A 16,898-nucleotide genomic window follows, 5' to 3' on the forward strand; every position below is an offset into this window, starting at 1 on the left:
GTGACTTGAAGGACAAAGCCTTAACTTATTCGAGACATGGAGTACGGAAATCTCATTTTGATCTTGGTCATCGCTTATGTACTCGCGAACATTGTCCTCTATTTTATGCAAGAGCGTTTTCTGTTTAAACCAGAAAAGCTGCCTGATGACTTTGAGTTCAGGTACCCTAATCTCCGATTTGAAGAGTACAATTTGGAGAAGGAGCCTGGTGTTAATATCAATGGCATTCACTTCAAGATCGATCAGCCAAAAGGTGTGGTGATCTACCTGAAGGGAAATTCTAAATCGTTGAAAGGTTGGGGGAAATTTGCCGTCGACTTCACACGCATGGGCTATGATGTACTGATGGTGGATTACCGTGGTTTCGGAAAGAGTACGGGAAGACGGAGCGAAGAAAGTATCAAAGAGGATCTACAGTATGTCTATGATTTGGTAAAAGAGCAGGTGGATGAAAAGTACATCGTGATTTATGGGCGGAGTTTAGGATCCGGCTTTGCATCAAAGATCGCTTCCATCAATCATCCGCGCATGCTGGTGTTGGAATCCCCTTATTATAGCTTGGCCAAAGTAACGAAGCGATACATTCCTTTTATGGTGGTCACCTTGTTTATTAAGTTTCCCATTCGCACGTACAAGTGGCTCAAGTATGTGAAATGTCCGATTAAAATAGTGCATGGGACAAATGATAAGTTGATCCCATTCAGCACAGCAGTTGCTTTGTCAAAGGTCAATGCGAAAAATACGAGACTTTACTCCGTCATTGGTGCCGGTCACAATAACTTGCATACGTTCGAAGAATACCACCGCATGCTAGCGGAGATCATGGATTCAAAATTGCCCGAATCGATTGATCCGGAAAAATCAAGCTTGAATTTCAGAAGAAAGAAAAAGAAGAAAACACTTAATCTTTGAGACGATTGATTTATGTCATAGCAAGCCTGCTCTTTGTGTACATTTTGGGTTTTGTGATCCTCATTTTAATTCAGGAGAGGTTCATATTCTTGGATGATGACCTACCGCAAGATCACCAATTCAATGTGGAGGGTTCATTCGAGGAATTTTTTCTGGAAGGCCCACAGCAAGGGCGTTTAAACGCCTTGCTTGTTAAGGCGGATAGCGCCAAAGGCCTGATCCTTTACTTTCATGGCAATAGAGGAAACCTGACACGCTGGGGCCCTGTTGTCGCTCCCTTGACTAAATTTGGTTATGATGTAGTGGTGATGGATTACCGGGGATTTGGTAAAAGTACCGGAAAAAGAAATCAGAAAAACCTTTTGGCCGATGCATCACTGTTTTATCACTGGGCAAAGGAGCGTTATGCTGAACAGGATATTGTGCTCTATGGTCGCTCGCTAGGCACGGGTATTGCCTCTTATCTAGCACAAGAACATCAGCCCAAACTCCTCATTCTTGAAACGCCCTATTACTCATTGGCCAAGGCTGCACAGCGTTTCTATCCCATTTATCCTTCGAAATTCGCCTTGAAGTATAATTTCAAGTCTTATGAATACCTGCAAAAGGCGAGTTGTAAAGTGCTGATCCTGCATGGGACGGAAGACACGGTGGTCCCCTATGAACAGGGGAAAAGGTTGGCCGAAAGTATGGACGATAAAAAGGTGGAACTCGTCACTTTTGAAGGAGGTCAACATCGTAATCTGGCAGAATTCCCAATGTATTGGCAAACCATTGAGCGGGTGTTATCGAATGAATAAAGGGTTCTTTTCTTGCTTTATTTTGTCAATGCATTTTATCTTACACCATGGAATGGATCGTTAATTTCTTTGGAAATATTCCGACGGAATTTAGAGTAGGTATCTTGGTTGGAGGATTGGTGTTGTTTTGGGTCTTAGAAGGCACCTTACCCTTAGTGGCTTTCAAGTACAAAAAAGTAAGACATGCCGGATTGAATCTCTTTTTCACCTTATGCACGATGATCATCGGCTTTGGCTTGGCGGGTGTATTGTTGGCCGCTTCTGATTTTGTGTCAGAAAAACAATTTGGATTGCTCTACCTAATCGAATTACCCATTTGGGCACAGCTGGTGGTTGGCGTGCTGTTGATGGATCTGATCGGTGCCTATTTCATTCATTGGACAGAGCACAAGGTGAAATGGATGTGGAAATTTCATGTGGTGCATCATTCTGATACCACAGTTGATGTGACCACTGGATTGCGTCATCACCCAGGGGAAACGGTTTTCAGAATAGGCTTTACCATTCTTGCGGTAATCGTGATCGGTGCTCCCATGTGGATCATTATGTTCTACCAAAGCATGTCTGTTTTATTTGCTCACATTACCCATGCCAATATCAACATGCCAAAGGGGCTAGATCGTGCCTTATCTTGGGTGTTCATTACTCCTTTAATGCACAAAGTACATCATCACTACAAGCAGCCGTTGACTGACACCAACTATGGGAATATCTTTTCCTTTTGGGACCGAATGTTTGGAACATTCGCTCAGGTTGAAGATACCAAGGATTTGGTCTATGGAGTAGACACCCATATGGATGCTTCAGAGAATGATAAAATGGGCAATCTGCTCAAAATTCCTTTTCAGCCTTACCGCACACCTGAAGGAAAGTAGGGTCTTTATGGGTCAATCTTCCCTTTGCTCACTAAGGTCTGTGGTTAGCGGGATGATCCAACTGGCATACCCGAAATTGGGTTTGGGGAAAGAAGTCAAGTCGACATTAGGGTCTACGATGTGCTGGTATTCACGGCCATTCAAAGAAGCCAAGGCGTCTACATAGACTTCCACGTCTACGCCTTTTGCTGCATATGTTTTCTTGAGGAAATCGGCAAATTCCCAGATCATGTAAGGTTTTCCATCCATGTTTTCGATCTGCCAACCTTCTAAGTACTCATAAGAGTCAATTTCGGTGATGGCTCCATCAGTTTTGTCTTTTACAAAGAAGGTGGTGTCGCCTTTTTTACTTCTCAGTTTCATGTGCCAGCTGTAGCGGTGCCCTTCTTCTGTCCAATGCACATTGCCCGGTATAACCAAATGGCGGAAAGGAAGAATGAGCTGAATGGCACAAAAAATAGAAATGCCAATAAGTATGGGTTGTCGATTTACACCTGAAACATAGTCCTCAAATGCCTTAATGTATTCTTTCGTGATGAGTAATTTGTGTTTGTTCTTAAAGAAATTACGGAAGTGTCTTGGCCAACTTGGGTCAAAGAATAGGGTGGTCGCAATCATCATGAACCAAGGGAAAATACCAATGGTGAACAGCTCAGAATTCATCAAATGAAAAAGGGCAATGGCGATGAAACCGGCTTTTCTAGTCTTTTTCCACAAGAGGGCCGGAACGATCAACAGATCGAGTAGCAGTCCAGAATATGACATGATCAAGATCATCCAATACTCCGTAAAATAGGGACCTATGATCGGAAAGTCGAGGTCTCCCAAGAGCCAGATGCGAAGGGGGTAGCCTTGGAGCCAATCAGGATTGATCTTGGCTACTCCACCGAAAAAGTAAGGGACAGCAAGAAGGAATCGGATCATCCACAAACACCAGCCCTCGATCACCGGACTTTTGATCTGTTTCCAAATGCGTGCATCGACGGAATAATAACGATTTGCCGGAATAAAGATCATGACAAAGCTGATCAGAACAACCAAATAGAAATGGTTAAGGTATCGTCCTTGCTCTAGCAGAAAGGTATAGGTAAAACCTAAAAAGAAAAGAACTGTACTGATCCGATAGAGAAATCCAAAAGCGATGAAAAGACCTAAAAGACCCAATAGTATCCAAAGAATGTGCATGGCCGTACCACCCATTGGAGAAAAGTGGAAAGGTCCGTAAGAAAAGTTCCAGAGCGGTTCTACCCAATACCGATTGATCCAATCATGACGAAAGTAACGGGTGACTTCCGATAAAGCCAAACCCAATGCGGAATAGAACTACCGCAGCAATATCGACGGGAGCGAAGAGGTTCTTCCAATTGCCTTTACCCCACACTTCATGGAGTTCGCCTTTTAATAAGCTGTTCATGCCTTTACTTCTGGTTGAGCTTGAAGATAAAAAGCCAAGTGGAAAAACCAGAAAGAGCGAACGCTAAATCTACAGTGGAATCGAGTGATCAATAGCGTAACTCGAATCCTGTAGGTTCAGGAGACTGAAATCCTATCGGCAGTCGGTAATGGTCTTTTCTAGAATGCCCATCACTTTTTCGGTGTTCATGCCGGCCAAAGAGGCAGGAAATCCTACCGATAAGTTTTCAATGCGCAGGGTTTGTGCTTCTTGATCAAAGGCAAAGTCTAAGGATATGCCATTCTTTGAGAGGTATCCCGAGCTGCCTTCGAGCGTAATGCCCTGACTGCTGAGCTTATTCTTTAAGCTATCAAAAACCGCTTCACTGACTTTTTCAAATGTCTTGTTCATCGTCTTCTTCGTCTTCGGTTAGCTCGGATAAAGGGGTTAGATTATCAGGTATTTTTTGCTCTCCTGTATGATGAAAAACTTCAATGATCGGTGATTCTTTGATCTCCGGCACAGCAAAAGTGGTCAGCATGTTATTCAACGCCTCGTGGATCCGGTCATAGGCTTGACTAACATTCTCGGCATGAATGATCATGATGTTGGATACTTTTTTCTCTTTCCCGCTATCGGCATCTGTGATCAAGTAGGTGATCTTCACTTGATAAAAAACATCGCCTCCAGGGTATTCAAAAACGTCCACGATCCTCGATTTGGTGATGCTGGTCACAATGAATTCCCCCATCACTCGTTGTCCCATTTCCTCGTAAATGCGCGCTTCTGCTTCGGTAAAAGACAAAGCATCGGTGAGGTATGCTTCATTCACATTCTTTATGCGACCTTGATCGTCTTGTTTTTGGTATTTGACTTTGCAGGTGAACCAGGTTTTCATATCCTTTTGAATTTGGGAAGGCGAAGATAAGGGCTTAGTGCTTAGACCCAAGCCAGAAGTGTCAAGAAAATTACAAAGTGCTTCTCACTTGTGGCTTACAGCTTTTTAAACCAATTTCGCTTTATGAGTCAGGTATTTCCTTATAAAAGTGACATCGTCATCACTACTTTTCCTATGCAGGCCGATGCCCTGGCAACAGAGGTGCGTAACCTGGGTTATGCAGTCCAGTACCAAAGCCTCACAGAGGTAGAGATCAATGGATATTTTGATGAATGCCTGCGGCTCAACATGTATTTGCGAACAGCGGGCAGGGTGCTCTGGCAAATTCAACGGTTCCGCGCGAATACAGCCAATGACCTGTACAAAAGGGTCAAGGCCATTGAATGGGAAAAATTTATTCCTGTAGATAGCTATTTCACCATTACCTCTTATGTGAAAAACGAGTTCATCAAAGATGACCGTTTTGCAAATGTTCGGGTAAAGGATGCGATTGCCGACCGCTTCATGGAAAAGTTTGGCAAACGTCCGGATTCGGGTCCATCACGCGATCAAGTGGTGATCCATTTGTACTGGAAAGAAGAGAAAGTAAGGATCTATTTTGATACCTCTGGCAATTCCATCGCTAAGCATGGCTATCGAAAAATCCCTTTTAAAGCCCCTATGATCGAGTCCTTGGCTTCCTCTACCATCATAGCTTCCGGCTGGGATCTGAATTCGCATTTCGTGAATCCGATGTGTGGCTCAGGTACCTTGGCCATTGAGGCAGCCATGATGGCGACCAATACGGCACCCGGCATGTATCGCGAACATTTTGGTTTTATGCACCTCAATGGGTACGACGCCGAAAGCTGGGAGAATTATTATCGATTGGCCAATTTGCAGGCCAAGGAAAGCTTGGATTTTAAGATCATTGCTACAGACATCAGTAAAAAGGCCTTGTGGGCGGCGAAGGAAAATGCAAAGATCGCCCAGGTAGATCACCTGATCGAGTTCCATCAGTGCGATTTTCAAGAAACTCCCGTCCCTGAAGCACCCGGTGTCGTTTTTATGAATCCGGAATACGGCGAACGACTAGGGGAGGAAAAGATATTGGAAGGTACCTACCAACAGATCGGTGATTTTCTTAAACAGAAATGTCAAGATTATGATGCGTTTGTTTTTACTGGTAACATGAATTTGGCCAAATTCATTGGGCTAAGAACTTCCGCTCGAATTCCCTTTATGAATGCAAAAATTGAATGTAGATTGTTGAAGTACGAAATGTATAGAGGTACTAAGAAACAAAAAGATTGAAATTTTTTAGATCAGTCATTCACAGCTTTCCGCTTAAACTCCTGCTTGTCCATGTCAAGTACAATCAGGTGTTGTTGGTTTATTGGCTGATCTTGTTTGGTATTGTCGAAGGAAAATTTGGAAGAAGCCTGGGCATTCCTTTTTTATTGTTAGACCCCATTTACCTTGGAGAAGTTGGCTTTTTAGGGCCTTTCATTCTAGGGCTGACGTTGGGAGGGTTTTCAATGGCCTTCAACATTACCAGCTATATTCTCGACGGTTTTCGGTTTCAGTTTTTGGGCACCCTGCCACGGCCTTTTGCACACTTTTGTCTAAATAATTCGCTGATTCCGCTCAGTTTCTTGTTGTTTTATGTCTACAAGATCATTGATTTTCATCGGTCAGCTTCACTCTATTCGATCGCAGAGTCTTCTGAGATCATTGGCGGCTTGCTCATGGGCTATTTGGTCATGCTGACCACGCTGTTTACGTATTTTAGATTAACTAATCGCGACATCGTTAAGGTCTTGGCTAAGCGGAAGGGAAAGAGCAAGGCCAGGAGCAATGTCGATCGACTGAATGCATTTCGTCAGTTAAAAAAACTAAAGCGAAAGCCAGTGCGCGCCGAAAGTTATCTCTCCCTCAAATTCAAATGGTTTTCAACGCGCCGTTTTGAATCAAGGTACGAACGCATTTCAATTCTTGGTATTTTCAAACAAAACCAGCGCAATGCGATCATTGCAGAGCTTTTTCTGATCCTGGTGGTGTTTGGTATTGGTGTCTTTCAGGATACCGATGTGTTTCAGGTTCCCGCCGGTGCTTCGTTCACCTTGTTGCTTACCGTCTTCGTAATGGCCACTGGCGCCTTGAGTTTCTGGTTGCGCTCTTGGGTAGTCTCTACATTGATCCTCTTGCTCTTCGCCTTGAATATTTACTCGAGTGAATTCAACGCGGGCTACGTCTACCCGGCCTTTGGATTGGATTACCAAAAGGAGCCAACCGCCTACAACTTAGAAAAGTTGAATGCCTTAGCTTCGCCGCAGGCAGTAGAGGAGAGCAAGCAATACTGGATACAGATGCTTGAAAACTGGAAGGCGAAGACCGGAAAGGAAAAACCACGCATGATGCTCGTGGCCGTTAGTGGCGGTGGACAACGGGCTGCACTGTGGACCACCACGGCTATGCAACATGCAGATTCTGTGTTGAACGGACAGCTCATGCAAGAAACCTTCCTGATCACCGGAGCCTCCGGTGGATTGGTTGGAGCAGCATTCTATCGTGACCTTTACTGGAAGGACGCGAAGCCCAATAGCCGGACACACTTGACTCAAGTGAGCAATGAAATTTTGAATCCACTCATTTTCACCCTGTTGGTGAATGACCTGTTCTTCAAAGTAAATAGTTTCGATTATGCCGGACAGCGCTATAAACGAGAAAGGGGCTTCGTTTTTGAAGAGAGCTTGAAGGATAACATGAACGGGATGCTGGATCGACCGATCAGCGCTTACCGTGAACCAGAATTTAAGGGAGACATTCCCAAACTGCTGGTCATTCCTCTGATCACAAATGACGGTAGAAAACTATACATTTCCCCGCATCCGGTGGGCTTGTTCAATGAACGAGACGAAGCCAATTCCTTGGTCCAAGGTGTTGACCTGAGGGATCTATTGAAAGGGCATCAGCCCGATAGTCTTCGCTTTCTCACGGCCTTGCGCATGAGTGCGACCTTTCCTTATGTTGTACCGACCATTACCTTACCCACGGAGCCTCCCGTTCAAATTGCGGATGCAGGCATCTCCGATAATTACGGCATCGTCGATGCATTAATTTTCTTGAATAAATTCGAAGACTGGATCAAAGAGAATACCTCTGAAGTGGTGTTGTTGACCATTCGGGATTCGAAAAAACAAGAGGAATTGCAAGCACCTGAGCAACTCAACATTCTACAACGCTTTTTCTCACCCATACAATCGGTGTATAAAAGCTGGGACAAGGTCCAGACCATCAAAAACGACCAATGGTTTGAAATGACAAAAGAAGGTTTTGGAGCGCATTTGCGAAGAGTGGAATTGCAGTATGGCGTGCTCGATGAGAACAGGGCTTCACTCAGTTGGCGTCTTACTGAAATAGAAAAAAAGGACATTTTAGAATCCATCCATACACCGGAAAACAAAGAGGCTTTGGAGTTACTCAAAAAGTAAACCTGCCGCTTATCAATACTGCCTAACAACTGTTAGGAAGTAAAGTCATTTTGCCTAAATTTGCCATCGAAACGGAGAATTATGCAGGAAGTAGCACCTTATCAACCCAAGAACAAAGTAAGAATTGTCACCGCTGCCTCGCTATTTGATGGACACGATGCTGCCATCAACATCATGCGCAGAATTATTCAAGCCACAGGATGTGAGGTCATTCATTTAGGACACGATCGTTCGGTTGAAGAGGTGGTCAATACGGCCATTCAAGAAGATGCACAAGCCATTGCCATGACCTCTTATCAAGGGGGGCATAACGAGTACTTTAAATACATGCATGATCTGCTGAATGAGAAAGGCGCTGGCCATATCAAGATCTTCGGAGGTGGAGGAGGGGTGATCCTCCCTGAGGAGATCAAAGAACTCATGGACTATGGAATCACAAGGATCTATTCTCCCGATGATGGCCGTGAAATGGGCTTACAAGGCATGATCAATGACATGGTCGAAAAGTGCGATTTCCCAACTGGTCAGCACTTGAATGGTGAGGTCAATCAATTAAAAGAGAAAGAAGTAACGGCCATTGCGAAATTGATCTCTGCAGCCGAGAATTATCCGGAAGAATCGAAAGAGCAGTTGGTCAAGGTACATGAATTAGCAAGTGCCGGGGAAACGCCCGTGTTGGGTATTACCGGAACGGGTGGTGCCGGAAAATCTTCGCTGGTCGATGAGTTGGTCAGGCGGTTTTTGATCGATTTTGAGGACAAAAACATTGCGATCGTTTCAGTAGATCCTTCGAAAAGAAAAACAGGCGGTGCCCTTTTAGGGGATAGAATCCGCATGAATTCGATCAATAACAATCGGGTATACATGCGTTCGCTCGCCACTCGCCAATCTAATCTTGCCCTTTCGAAGCATGTGAAAGAGGCGATTCAAGTATTGAAGGCTGCAGCCTATGACCTGATCATTCTGGAGACGTCTGGCATTGGCCAGTCCGATACGGAAATATTAGATCACTCCGACGTATCGCTTTACGTCATGACTCCGGAATATGGGGCAGCGACGCAGCTAGAAAAGATCGATATGCTAGATTTTGCTGATGTCATTGCCCTGAATAAATTCGATAAAAGAGGAGCGCTGGATGCATTACGCGATGTGAAAAAGCAATACCAACGCAACCATGGGCTATGGCACGATGATATTGACAGCATGCCCGTTTACGGAACAATAGCCTCGCAGTTCAACGATCCGGGGATGAATAGCCTCTACAAAGTGATCATGGATAAGTTGGTAGAACAAACAGGCGTCAACCTGAAATCTACGTTCGAGATCACCAACGAAATGTCGGAAAAGATCTTTGTGATTCCACCCAAACGAACGCGCTACCTTTCTGAGATCGCAGAAAACAATAGGGCTTACGACGAGAAAGCCTTAACACAGGCAGAAGTAGCTGATAAACTCTATGGATTGCATCGTTCGATCGAGACGATGAAGGAAACGAATATCGCCGATAAAGATCGTTTGATCAAAGGCTTGCAGGAATCCTTTGAGCAAGTGAAACTGGATCTGGACCCTTACAATTGGCAGCTCATTGAGCAATGGGAAGAGAAGAAAAAGAAATACACAGACCCTGTTTATAGCTTCAAGGTTAGAGATAAGGAGATCAAAATTAAGACACACACCGAATCACTATCGCATACACAAATCCCCAAGGTGGCCTTACCAAAATACAAGTCCTGGGGAGATGTCTTGAGGTGGTCTTTACAAGAAAATGTGCCAGGTGAATTCCCTTACACCGCAGGTATCTATCCTTTTAAACGAGAAGGCGAAGATCCAACGAGAATGTTTGCCGGGGAAGGAGGACCTGAAAGAACGAATCGTCGTTTCCACTATGTGAGCTTGGGCATGCCTGCTGCTCGCTTAAGTACTGCATTCGATTCGGTAACACTTTACGGCAACGACCCGGATTACCGACCTGATATTTATGGTAAGATCGGAAACTCGGGCGTAAGCATTTGTTGCTTGGATGATGCCAAGAAATTGTACTCTGGCTTTAATTTATCTGATCCTACGACCTCGGTTTCCATGACGATCAATGGCCCTGCACCGATGTTGCTCGGCTTCTTTATGAATGCTGCCATCGATCAGCAGTGTGAGTTGTACATCAAAGAAAATGGATTAGAGCAGGAGATAGAAGATAAAATAAAAGCGATCTATGAGGAGAAAGGGGTAGACAGACCTAGCTACCAAGGAGAGCTACCGGAAGGGAATGATGGCCTGGGTTTAATGCTCTTAGGAGTTACAGGAGATCAAGTGTTGCCAACTGAGGTGTATCAAAAAATCAAAGCGCAGACCCTTTCTGTTGTGCGCGGTACGGTACAGGCCGATATTTTGAAAGAGGATCAGGCGCAAAATACTTGCATCTTCTCTACGGAATTTGCCCTTCGCTTAATGGGTGATGTGCAACAATACTTTATTGATGAGGCCGTGAGAAATTTCTATTCGGTCTCTATTTCAGGTTATCATATCGCGGAAGCGGGAGCAAATCCAATTTCTCAGCTCGCCTTTACCTTGGCCAATGGCTTTACTTACGTAGAGTACTACTTGAGCAGGGGAATGGACATCAATAAATTTGGTCCTAACCTGTCGTTCTTCTTTTCGAATGGTATCGATCCGGAATATGCAGTGATCGGTCGAGTCGCCAGAAGAATTTGGGCGAAGGCGTTGAAGGAGAAATACGGAGCCAATCCAAGAGCACAGATGCTGAAGTATCATATCCAGACTTCTGGGCGTTCACTGCATGCGCAGGAGATCGATTTTAATGACATCCGAACTACTCTTCAGGCCTTGTATGCGATCTACGACAATTGTAATTCTTTGCATACCAACGCCTATGACGAAGCCATTACCACACCAACGGAGGAGTCTGTGCGTAGGGCAATGGCCATTCAGCTGATCATCAATAAAGAGCTAGGGCTGGCGAAAAATGAGAACCCACTGCAAGGGTCATTCATCATTGAGGAACTCACAGACTTGGTGGAAGAGGCGGTATTACTTGAATTTGACCGCATTACTGAACGAGGAGGTGTCTTGGGTGCCATGGAAACCATGTACCAGCGTTCTAAAATCCAGGAAGAATCCTTGTACTACGAGACCTTGAAGCATACGGGAGAGTTCCCGATCATTGGTGTCAATACCTTCTTGAGTTCAAAAGGCTCTCCGACCATTTTACCTAAAGAAGTGATCCGAGCCACTACCGAAGAAAAGGAGTACCAGATCAACATGTTAGGGAATTTGCATAAAGGTAATGAATCGAAAGCGGCTGAAATGATCAAGAGAGTACAGCGGGCTGCGGTACAGAACAAGAACATCTTTGAAGAGCTGATGGAAGCCTGTAAATATTGTTCGCTGGGCCAGATCACGGCAGCACTCTTCGAGGTAGGTGGACAATACCGCAGAAACATGTAGAGGCGTTCCTCATAGTTAAAAGGAGATTGTTTCTCCTCCCGATATGCTTGGGGATCTTTGCAATGACGAAAGAACTAAAATCGAATCGTCACGGCTAGCCTGCCTGTAAGGGTAGGTCACGAAGCGGTCTGTTCCTCTTGTCTATTTCTTCACAGCGGCTAACATGCCATCGAGATCTGTTTTATCATAGGCTGTGCCTTGCATGACCATGTGGGCGATGGATTGCGTATTGCGGATGTCTTCAAGCGGATTTCCATCGAGAATTAGGAGGTCTCCGGATTTCCCGACCGCTAAGCTTCCGTATTCATCTTCCACACCCAAGAACCGGGCGCCATTGATCGTTGCGGCCTGAATAGCCCCAATCTCCGGGATTCCCGCAGCTACCATGGCCTGTAATTCTTGATGCAATGAGATGCCCGGGTAAACGTAACTGTTGGATGCGCCACAATCCGAGCCTGCCATCAATTGAACTCCGGCATGGAATAGTTTTGGTGCCAATTCGATGAAGGATTGATTCAAGTTTTGACGCATTGTTGCGAATGATTCACTTGCCCGCATCGCACTTTGTATTCTTCCTTGATAAGTCTCGATAATCCCGTCCCCTATGTAGTCGAGGTATGGGTCGTTCGAATGGTCGGTTGTCTTGATGTTGGTGAGTGTATTGCCAATAAAAAGGGTCGGTGTGACGTAGGTGTCATTTTCTCTCAACAGGTTGAAAGTGGCATTTTCTTGTTCTGTAGTTGTGGAGGCCATTAAGCGATTCATAGAACCCCAAAAATTTGCTCTTCCGGCAATGTTGTCGTCGGTCACGGCTTGTTCCTCAGCGGACGAGCCTTTCAATGCATAGTAAAGGTGTTCCACAGAACCAAGCCCAGCGGTAACGGCTTCTTCCAGGGTCACCGTAAAAGGCATATGCCCAGAGGTTCGAATCCCGCGTCTTTTGGCTTCTTCTAGCACCCAGATGTAGGCGTCCCTCGAGATGCGGCTATCATAAAGTTTGATAAAATCAACCCCCATGTTGATCAACGAATCTACCGCTGCTTCGGCATCTGTCTGAGTGACCACGGGTATTGATCCTGCCCAGGTAGCGCCAGGTCCATCCAATTTAGGGCCAGAAGTAAAGATCTTAGGTCCAACAAGCGAACCCGCCTCGATCTCATCTTGCCACTCGAAGATCTTGTTTGTCATATCGCCTCCAGCCTCTCGAACTCCGGTAATGCCATTGGCCACAAAGAGTGGGATCAGGTTTTTATTCTCATCAACCAGTGCTTCGCCACCTCGAAAATGAATGTGCATGTCCCATAAGCCCGGGATGACATATTTTCCTTTGGCGTCGATCGTTTCTGTGGCCAAATAGGTTTTGGAATAGTCGTTATCGATGAATTCAATCTTTCCATCCACTATGCCAATTTGATGGTCGGAGAGGATGTTGCCAGAGTTTACATCGATCAGCTCTGCATGGGTGATCAAGAGGTCTACGGATGTGCTTTGGGTACAAGAAAAGGCGAACAAAAAGGCAAAGAGTAGGGAGATCAATCGTATCATGCTAATGATTTTAAGAAATGTAAGAAAAATTACAGACCATCTTCGCTGGAGTTTGTTGGGTGGTTTTCCTATTTTCAATCACCTAATGCGTACTACCATCCTTCGGTTTGGATTGATTATCGCTGCTCTTTTGATTCTGTTTGAATTGAGTAAAGTGGCTGCCTTCGTTCCAGAAATTTCATCGGACTTGATCTTGGCACTTACAGGAGCGGCTTTTATTGGCTTAGGAATCTATGTGGGCTTAATGTTTCGAAAGGAGAAGATCATAGAAGTTGCGCCTTCGGTTGAAATCGATCGAGACAAGATAAAGGCCTTGGGCTTGAGTGAAAGAGAACTGGAAGTATTGCAAGCTATGGCCGATGGTGAGTCAAATGTAGGGATAGGGAACAGACTCTTCGTTTCCGAAAGTACCATCAAAACGCATGTTTCAAATATATTCGTGAAACTTGATGTAAAGCGCAGAACGCAAGCGGTCACCAAGGCGAAAGAGTTACGAATCATCAACTGACCCGTCATTCCCGTGAAAACGGGAATCTCATCAAATGAACCCTTTCTCAAATGAGATCCCACATATTTTTCTTTGCAGAAGAAAATGCATAGAAATATCCTGGAATGATGGCAAAATGATTGCTGGTGAATCATTTACCACTTCAATCTAGCTCCTTCCAGCGTCATCCTACTTTCGTATGATTTTAGTATTTTGGTACGAAAGTATGAATGATTTTTTTGTCGATTCCTGCTGATTTGGGCAAACAAAAATTTTTAGCTCATGAATCCATTTATTCAAAAATTCGGAATTATTTCAGTTGCCATCATCTTTGGTGTCAATTTACTTTCGCTCGCCATAGTGGGCACAGACGCGGAAGCTTTTGGTTTAGGCGAAGTCATCGGTTACGCCACCATACTTGTGGCAGAATTATGAATTCTACTGGCCATTGTGCAATACAAAAAGCAATTGGGTGGCGTCATCAGCTTTGGCCAATCCATGAAGTTGGGTTTGGGCATAGCCACACTGGGTGGCCTGACTTTTGGAATTTACAACGCCATTTATGTAATCTGGATCGACCCTTTGTTCAATGAGCGGTATTTCGCTTATTCCATGAATTTGGACATGAATGCTGCGGATTTCCCTGAACAATACGCAATTTTTGCTGCCGAACAGGGTGTTTTCCTATCCGTTCCTTTTCAATCATTTCTGATGTTCATGACAGTTTTCTTGATCGGGATAGTGATCAGTGTCATTGGCGGTTTGATATTTCAATCTAAAGGAAAAGTTTCTGCCGCTTAGGACTTCAAGTTTATTTTGCCAGATTTGAGGGAAATGAAAAAGGTAATTCTTCTGCTCTGCATCTCCCTCGTACTGGCTTGTCAAGAACAGACGGACGATTATACGCAGGAGATCAGGGCCTATCGAGAGGAGCAGAATGCGAAGTTCTTAGCAGAAAAAAGCTCTCCGCTTAGCGCCGCCGAACGACAGCAATTTACAGGGCACGAGTACTTCCCAATTGATGAAGCCTATCGAGTCAAGGCGCGTTTTGAGGCAACGCCAGATGCGAAGCCTTTTCAGCTGGGGACGAGTACCGGCGGAACACAATTGTATAGGCGGCTAGGGATACTTCATTTTGACATTGAAGGGCAGCCTCAGACATTAGAAGCCTATTTGAGGGTCCAGGGCTTTGGTTTAGCAGCTAAAGTCAACTACGTCTTTTTACCCTTGATCGATGCAACTTCGGGGTTCAGCACCTACGATGCAGGGCGCTATTTGCACTTTGACAAGATCCCAGAAGGGAAAGAGTGGATCATAGATTTTAACAAACTCTACAATCCACTCTGTGCCTACAACCCGAACTATGAATGTCCAATGGTACCAAGCCCAAACCACCTCGATGTTGCCATAAAGGCCGGCGTTAAAGGATATTGGCAAACCGAAGAGTTCAAGTGATTCAGGTTAACAAGGCTCACTCTTGAACTAACTATTTATTCCAAAACACAGCTGCCATTAAAGTCTGACGCATTGAACTGCGTTTTTGCATTTCCAACCAGTGCCCCTTTGGTCACCTCAATGGTCAGTTGATTGCTACCCGAGCGCTTGGGTGAGCAATACTCCAAAAGGTAGTAGCTATTTGCTCTGCCACTGATCAGGTCGCCGATCTCCTGAAAACGATCCAATAGTTCGCCAATGTTTGAGGCAGAAACAAAGCTCGTTTTCCCTATCTCGCGCAAGATCCGTTCATCGATCTCGCCACCCAGGCCAATGGTATAAAGGGCCAAGTCAGGATCCGCATTTTTGACGGATTCAGCAGCTTGACCACGCGTATTTCGGTTGGCTTGGTCTGTTCCGTCCGTAAAAATGACCAATGCGCTGGAGGCGATTTCATCCAGTTGCCTGGTTTGAGACAGTTTGGTGCTTGCTACTTCAATGCCTTGAATGACTGCGCCATAAAGATTAGTCGAGTTGTCGGCACTCATTTCAGGGCTTATGCCATCAATGGCATTTTTGAGTGTGGTGGAATGGGTAGATGTGCCTTGCAATTGCTTGATGTTTGCTGCTCCATCGAACCACCAGATGTCCATTTTAATGGCTTGTGCATTGACCTCGCTCTCAGCAGGGATCACTTCATCGATAAAGCCTTTGGCTGCATCCTTCAAGGCGGCAAGACTCTCGCCTTGGAGCACGGAGCCGCTGAGGTCAAGCATGAGGGTGATGTGGTAGTCAAAGACCTGCTCGTTGGGTTGAATTTTACGAGTCGCCTCAAAGGCCGATATCTTCGATCCATTCTCGTAGATGCTGAAATCTGCTTCTGTCAGGCCGGCAATCCCTTTGCCGGCCCCATCTTCCACCCGAAAAAAGACCGATACATTGGATGGAAGGTTGACAAATTGATCTTCAATCCGCACGGTAAGACTTGGTCTCTGGTCGTCATCACTCCCACATGCGGTTACTACGAATAAAGAAATAAGACCGAATAGGCTACGTGTTAATTGCTTCATATGCTTAGTGTTTTAGGTAGTGAGAAAACAGGAAACTTATGGGCTTATTGTACTGTTAGTGCAATAATTGATTTAAATTTACTTTCCAGACCTATTGCTATACTATGAAGACAACAACCACGTTACTAGGAGATTATGAGTTTGAAGCAGAGAACCCGAGCGGGCACAAAGTGCATATCGACATGCGACCCGAAGGTGAGAAGGTAAGCCAGTCACCTACCGAGCTGTTGTTATCTGCTGTTTCTGGCTGTGCCTCAGTAGACCTGGTGGCGATGTTGAAAAAAAGAAAGCGAACGGTTCATGGATTAAGGGTTGAAGCTGAAGGTGTTAGAAAGGAAGAACATCCCCGTTCTTTCACACACATCAAGTTGCATTTTATTTTAGACTCACCGGATGCCAAGCAAGAAGAGTTTGAGAAACTAGGGCATTTGGCCGCCACCAAATACTGTTCGGTTGCCGGAACCTTGAATTCTGAGGTAGAACATACATTTCAGATCAATCGATAAGCCGCATTAAACTTTTAAGGGGCAGCTAGAGTCTAAGAGCCAA

Annotated in this window: 17 protein-coding genes; 11 read left to right on the forward strand and 6 right to left on the reverse strand. The window is 45.0% G+C overall.

The window, feature by feature from the left end; all coding sequences use genetic code 11:
• Positions 1 to 36 precede the first annotated feature (36 nt).
• From AC2D6U_RS01275 to AC2D6U_RS01285, 3 genes are read left to right on the forward strand one after another with little or no spacing between them, the layout of a single operon-like run.
• Positions 37 to 912 carry an alpha/beta hydrolase gene (locus tag AC2D6U_RS01275; protein ID WP_484719122.1) on the forward strand — a complete coding sequence of 292 codons (876 nt, stop codon included), beginning with the start codon at positions 37 to 39 and terminating at the stop codon, positions 910 to 912.
• Positions 909 to 1,712, forward strand: coding sequence for an alpha/beta hydrolase (locus tag AC2D6U_RS01280; protein ID WP_484719123.1), 804 nt, complete (start codon positions 909 to 911; stop codon positions 1,710 to 1,712). The genes AC2D6U_RS01275 and AC2D6U_RS01280 overlap by 4 nt, the downstream gene beginning before the upstream one ends.
• 47 nt (positions 1,713 to 1,759) lie before the next feature.
• Positions 1,760 to 2,587 (forward strand): sterol desaturase family protein, encoded by an 828-nt coding sequence (locus AC2D6U_RS01285; protein ID WP_484719124.1) that lies wholly within the window; start codon positions 1,760 to 1,762, stop codon positions 2,585 to 2,587.
• Between the two features lie 12 nt (positions 2,588 to 2,599).
• Here the strand turns inward: AC2D6U_RS01285 and AC2D6U_RS01290 are convergent, their stop codons facing one another.
• From AC2D6U_RS01290 to AC2D6U_RS01305, 4 genes are all read right to left on the reverse strand, one after another.
• On the reverse strand, positions 2,600 to 3,892 hold the full coding sequence (locus tag AC2D6U_RS01290) for an HTTM domain-containing protein (protein WP_484719125.1): 1,293 nt from the start codon (positions 3,890 to 3,892) through the stop codon (positions 2,600 to 2,602).
• Positions 3,855 to 4,001, reverse strand: a complete 147-nt coding sequence (locus tag AC2D6U_RS01295; protein ID WP_484719126.1) for a hypothetical protein — start codon at positions 3,999 to 4,001, stop codon at positions 3,855 to 3,857. The genes AC2D6U_RS01290 and AC2D6U_RS01295 overlap by 38 nt, the downstream gene beginning before the upstream one ends.
• A 132-nt stretch (positions 4,002 to 4,133) precedes the next feature.
• Positions 4,134 to 4,391 carry a hypothetical protein gene (locus AC2D6U_RS01300; RefSeq protein ID WP_484719127.1) on the reverse strand — a complete coding sequence of 86 codons (258 nt, stop codon included), beginning with the start codon at positions 4,389 to 4,391 and terminating at the stop codon, positions 4,134 to 4,136.
• On the reverse strand, positions 4,375 to 4,878 hold the full coding sequence (locus AC2D6U_RS01305) for a DUF4494 domain-containing protein (RefSeq protein ID WP_484719128.1): 504 nt from the start codon (positions 4,876 to 4,878) through the stop codon (positions 4,375 to 4,377). Before AC2D6U_RS01305 ends, AC2D6U_RS01300 begins: the two co-directional genes overlap by 17 nt.
• 123 nt (positions 4,879 to 5,001) lie before the next feature.
• Here AC2D6U_RS01305 and AC2D6U_RS01310 point away from each other — a divergent pair, with 123 nt between their 5' ends.
• The 3 genes from AC2D6U_RS01310 (at position 5,002) to AC2D6U_RS01320 (ending at position 11,813) form a co-directional block, all read left to right on the forward strand.
• Positions 5,002 to 6,171: a THUMP domain-containing class I SAM-dependent RNA methyltransferase gene (locus tag AC2D6U_RS01310; protein WP_484719129.1), complete on the forward strand. Its 1,170-nt coding sequence runs from the start codon at positions 5,002 to 5,004 to the stop codon at positions 6,169 to 6,171.
• A complete protein-coding gene (locus AC2D6U_RS01315; protein ID WP_484719130.1) occupies positions 6,168 to 8,351 on the forward strand; it encodes a patatin-like phospholipase family protein in 2,184 nt (727 codons plus the stop codon). Before AC2D6U_RS01310 ends, AC2D6U_RS01315 begins: the two co-directional genes overlap by 4 nt.
• Positions 8,352 to 8,432: 81 nt before the next feature.
• Entirely contained in the window at positions 8,433 to 11,813 is a 3,381-nt protein-coding gene (locus AC2D6U_RS01320) for a methylmalonyl-CoA mutase family protein (RefSeq protein ID WP_484719131.1), read from the forward strand.
• A gap of 141 nt (positions 11,814 to 11,954) precedes the next feature.
• Here AC2D6U_RS01320 and AC2D6U_RS01325 read toward each other — a convergent pair whose 3' ends face one another.
• A complete protein-coding gene (locus tag AC2D6U_RS01325) occupies positions 11,955 to 13,358 on the reverse strand; it encodes an amidohydrolase family protein (RefSeq protein ID WP_484719132.1) in 1,404 nt (467 codons plus the stop codon).
• A gap of 4 nt (positions 13,359 to 13,362) precedes the next feature.
• Between AC2D6U_RS01325 and AC2D6U_RS01330 the strand changes: the two genes are divergently transcribed.
• From AC2D6U_RS01330 to AC2D6U_RS01345, 4 genes are all read left to right on the forward strand, one after another.
• Positions 13,363 to 13,866, forward strand: coding sequence for a helix-turn-helix transcriptional regulator (locus tag AC2D6U_RS01330; RefSeq protein WP_484719133.1), 504 nt, complete (start codon positions 13,363 to 13,365; stop codon positions 13,864 to 13,866).
• Between the two features lie 261 nt (positions 13,867 to 14,127).
• Positions 14,128 to 14,280 carry a hypothetical protein gene (locus AC2D6U_RS01335; RefSeq protein WP_484719134.1) on the forward strand — a complete coding sequence of 51 codons (153 nt, stop codon included), beginning with the start codon at positions 14,128 to 14,130 and terminating at the stop codon, positions 14,278 to 14,280.
• Positions 14,281 to 14,292: 12 nt separating this feature from the next.
• A complete protein-coding gene (locus tag AC2D6U_RS01340) occupies positions 14,293 to 14,646 on the forward strand; it encodes a DUF4199 domain-containing protein (protein ID WP_484720572.1) in 354 nt (117 codons plus the stop codon).
• A gap of 33 nt (positions 14,647 to 14,679) precedes the next feature.
• Positions 14,680 to 15,300 carry a DUF1684 domain-containing protein gene (locus AC2D6U_RS01345; RefSeq protein WP_484719135.1) on the forward strand — a complete coding sequence of 207 codons (621 nt, stop codon included), beginning with the start codon at positions 14,680 to 14,682 and terminating at the stop codon, positions 15,298 to 15,300.
• A gap of 35 nt (positions 15,301 to 15,335) precedes the next feature.
• Here AC2D6U_RS01345 and AC2D6U_RS01350 read toward each other — a convergent pair whose 3' ends face one another.
• Positions 15,336 to 16,349 (reverse strand): vWA domain-containing protein, encoded by a 1,014-nt coding sequence (locus tag AC2D6U_RS01350; RefSeq protein ID WP_484719136.1) that lies wholly within the window; start codon positions 16,347 to 16,349, stop codon positions 15,336 to 15,338.
• Positions 16,350 to 16,453: 104 nt separating this feature from the next.
• Between AC2D6U_RS01350 and AC2D6U_RS01355 the strand changes: the two genes are divergently transcribed.
• Positions 16,454 to 16,855 (forward strand): OsmC family protein, encoded by a 402-nt coding sequence (locus tag AC2D6U_RS01355; protein WP_484719137.1) that lies wholly within the window; start codon positions 16,454 to 16,456, stop codon positions 16,853 to 16,855.
• The last annotated feature ends 43 nt before the right edge of the window (positions 16,856 to 16,898 follow it).

Source organism: Roseivirga sp. YIW32 (assembly GCF_057219245.1).

Coding starts and splice junctions, on each gene's coding strand:
- AC2D6U_RS01275 (WP_484719122.1), top strand. CDS start 37: ATGGAGTACGGAAATCTCATTTTGATCTTGGTCATCGCTTATGTACTC.
- AC2D6U_RS01285 (WP_484719124.1), top strand. CDS start 1,760: ATGGAATGGATCGTTAATTTCTTTGGAAATATTCCGACGGAATTTAGA.
- AC2D6U_RS01295 (WP_484719126.1), bottom strand. CDS start 4,001: ATGAACAGCTTATTAAAAGGCGAACTCCATGAAGTGTGGGGTAAAGGC.
- AC2D6U_RS01300 (WP_484719127.1), bottom strand. CDS start 4,391: ATGAACAAGACATTTGAAAAAGTCAGTGAAGCGGTTTTTGATAGCTTA.
- AC2D6U_RS01305 (WP_484719128.1), bottom strand. CDS start 4,878: ATGAAAACCTGGTTCACCTGCAAAGTCAAATACCAAAAACAAGACGAT.
- AC2D6U_RS01310 (WP_484719129.1), top strand. CDS start 5,002: ATGAGTCAGGTATTTCCTTATAAAAGTGACATCGTCATCACTACTTTT.
- AC2D6U_RS01320 (WP_484719131.1), top strand. CDS start 8,433: ATGCAGGAAGTAGCACCTTATCAACCCAAGAACAAAGTAAGAATTGTC.
- AC2D6U_RS01325 (WP_484719132.1), bottom strand. CDS start 13,358: ATGATACGATTGATCTCCCTACTCTTTGCCTTTTTGTTCGCCTTTTCT.
- AC2D6U_RS01330 (WP_484719133.1), top strand. CDS start 13,363: ATGATTTTAAGAAATGTAAGAAAAATTACAGACCATCTTCGCTGGAGT.
- AC2D6U_RS01335 (WP_484719134.1), top strand. CDS start 14,128: ATGAATCCATTTATTCAAAAATTCGGAATTATTTCAGTTGCCATCATC.
- AC2D6U_RS01345 (WP_484719135.1), top strand. CDS start 14,680: ATGAAAAAGGTAATTCTTCTGCTCTGCATCTCCCTCGTACTGGCTTGT.
- AC2D6U_RS01350 (WP_484719136.1), bottom strand. CDS start 16,349: ATGAAGCAATTAACACGTAGCCTATTCGGTCTTATTTCTTTATTCGTA.
- AC2D6U_RS01355 (WP_484719137.1), top strand. CDS start 16,454: ATGAAGACAACAACCACGTTACTAGGAGATTATGAGTTTGAAGCAGAG.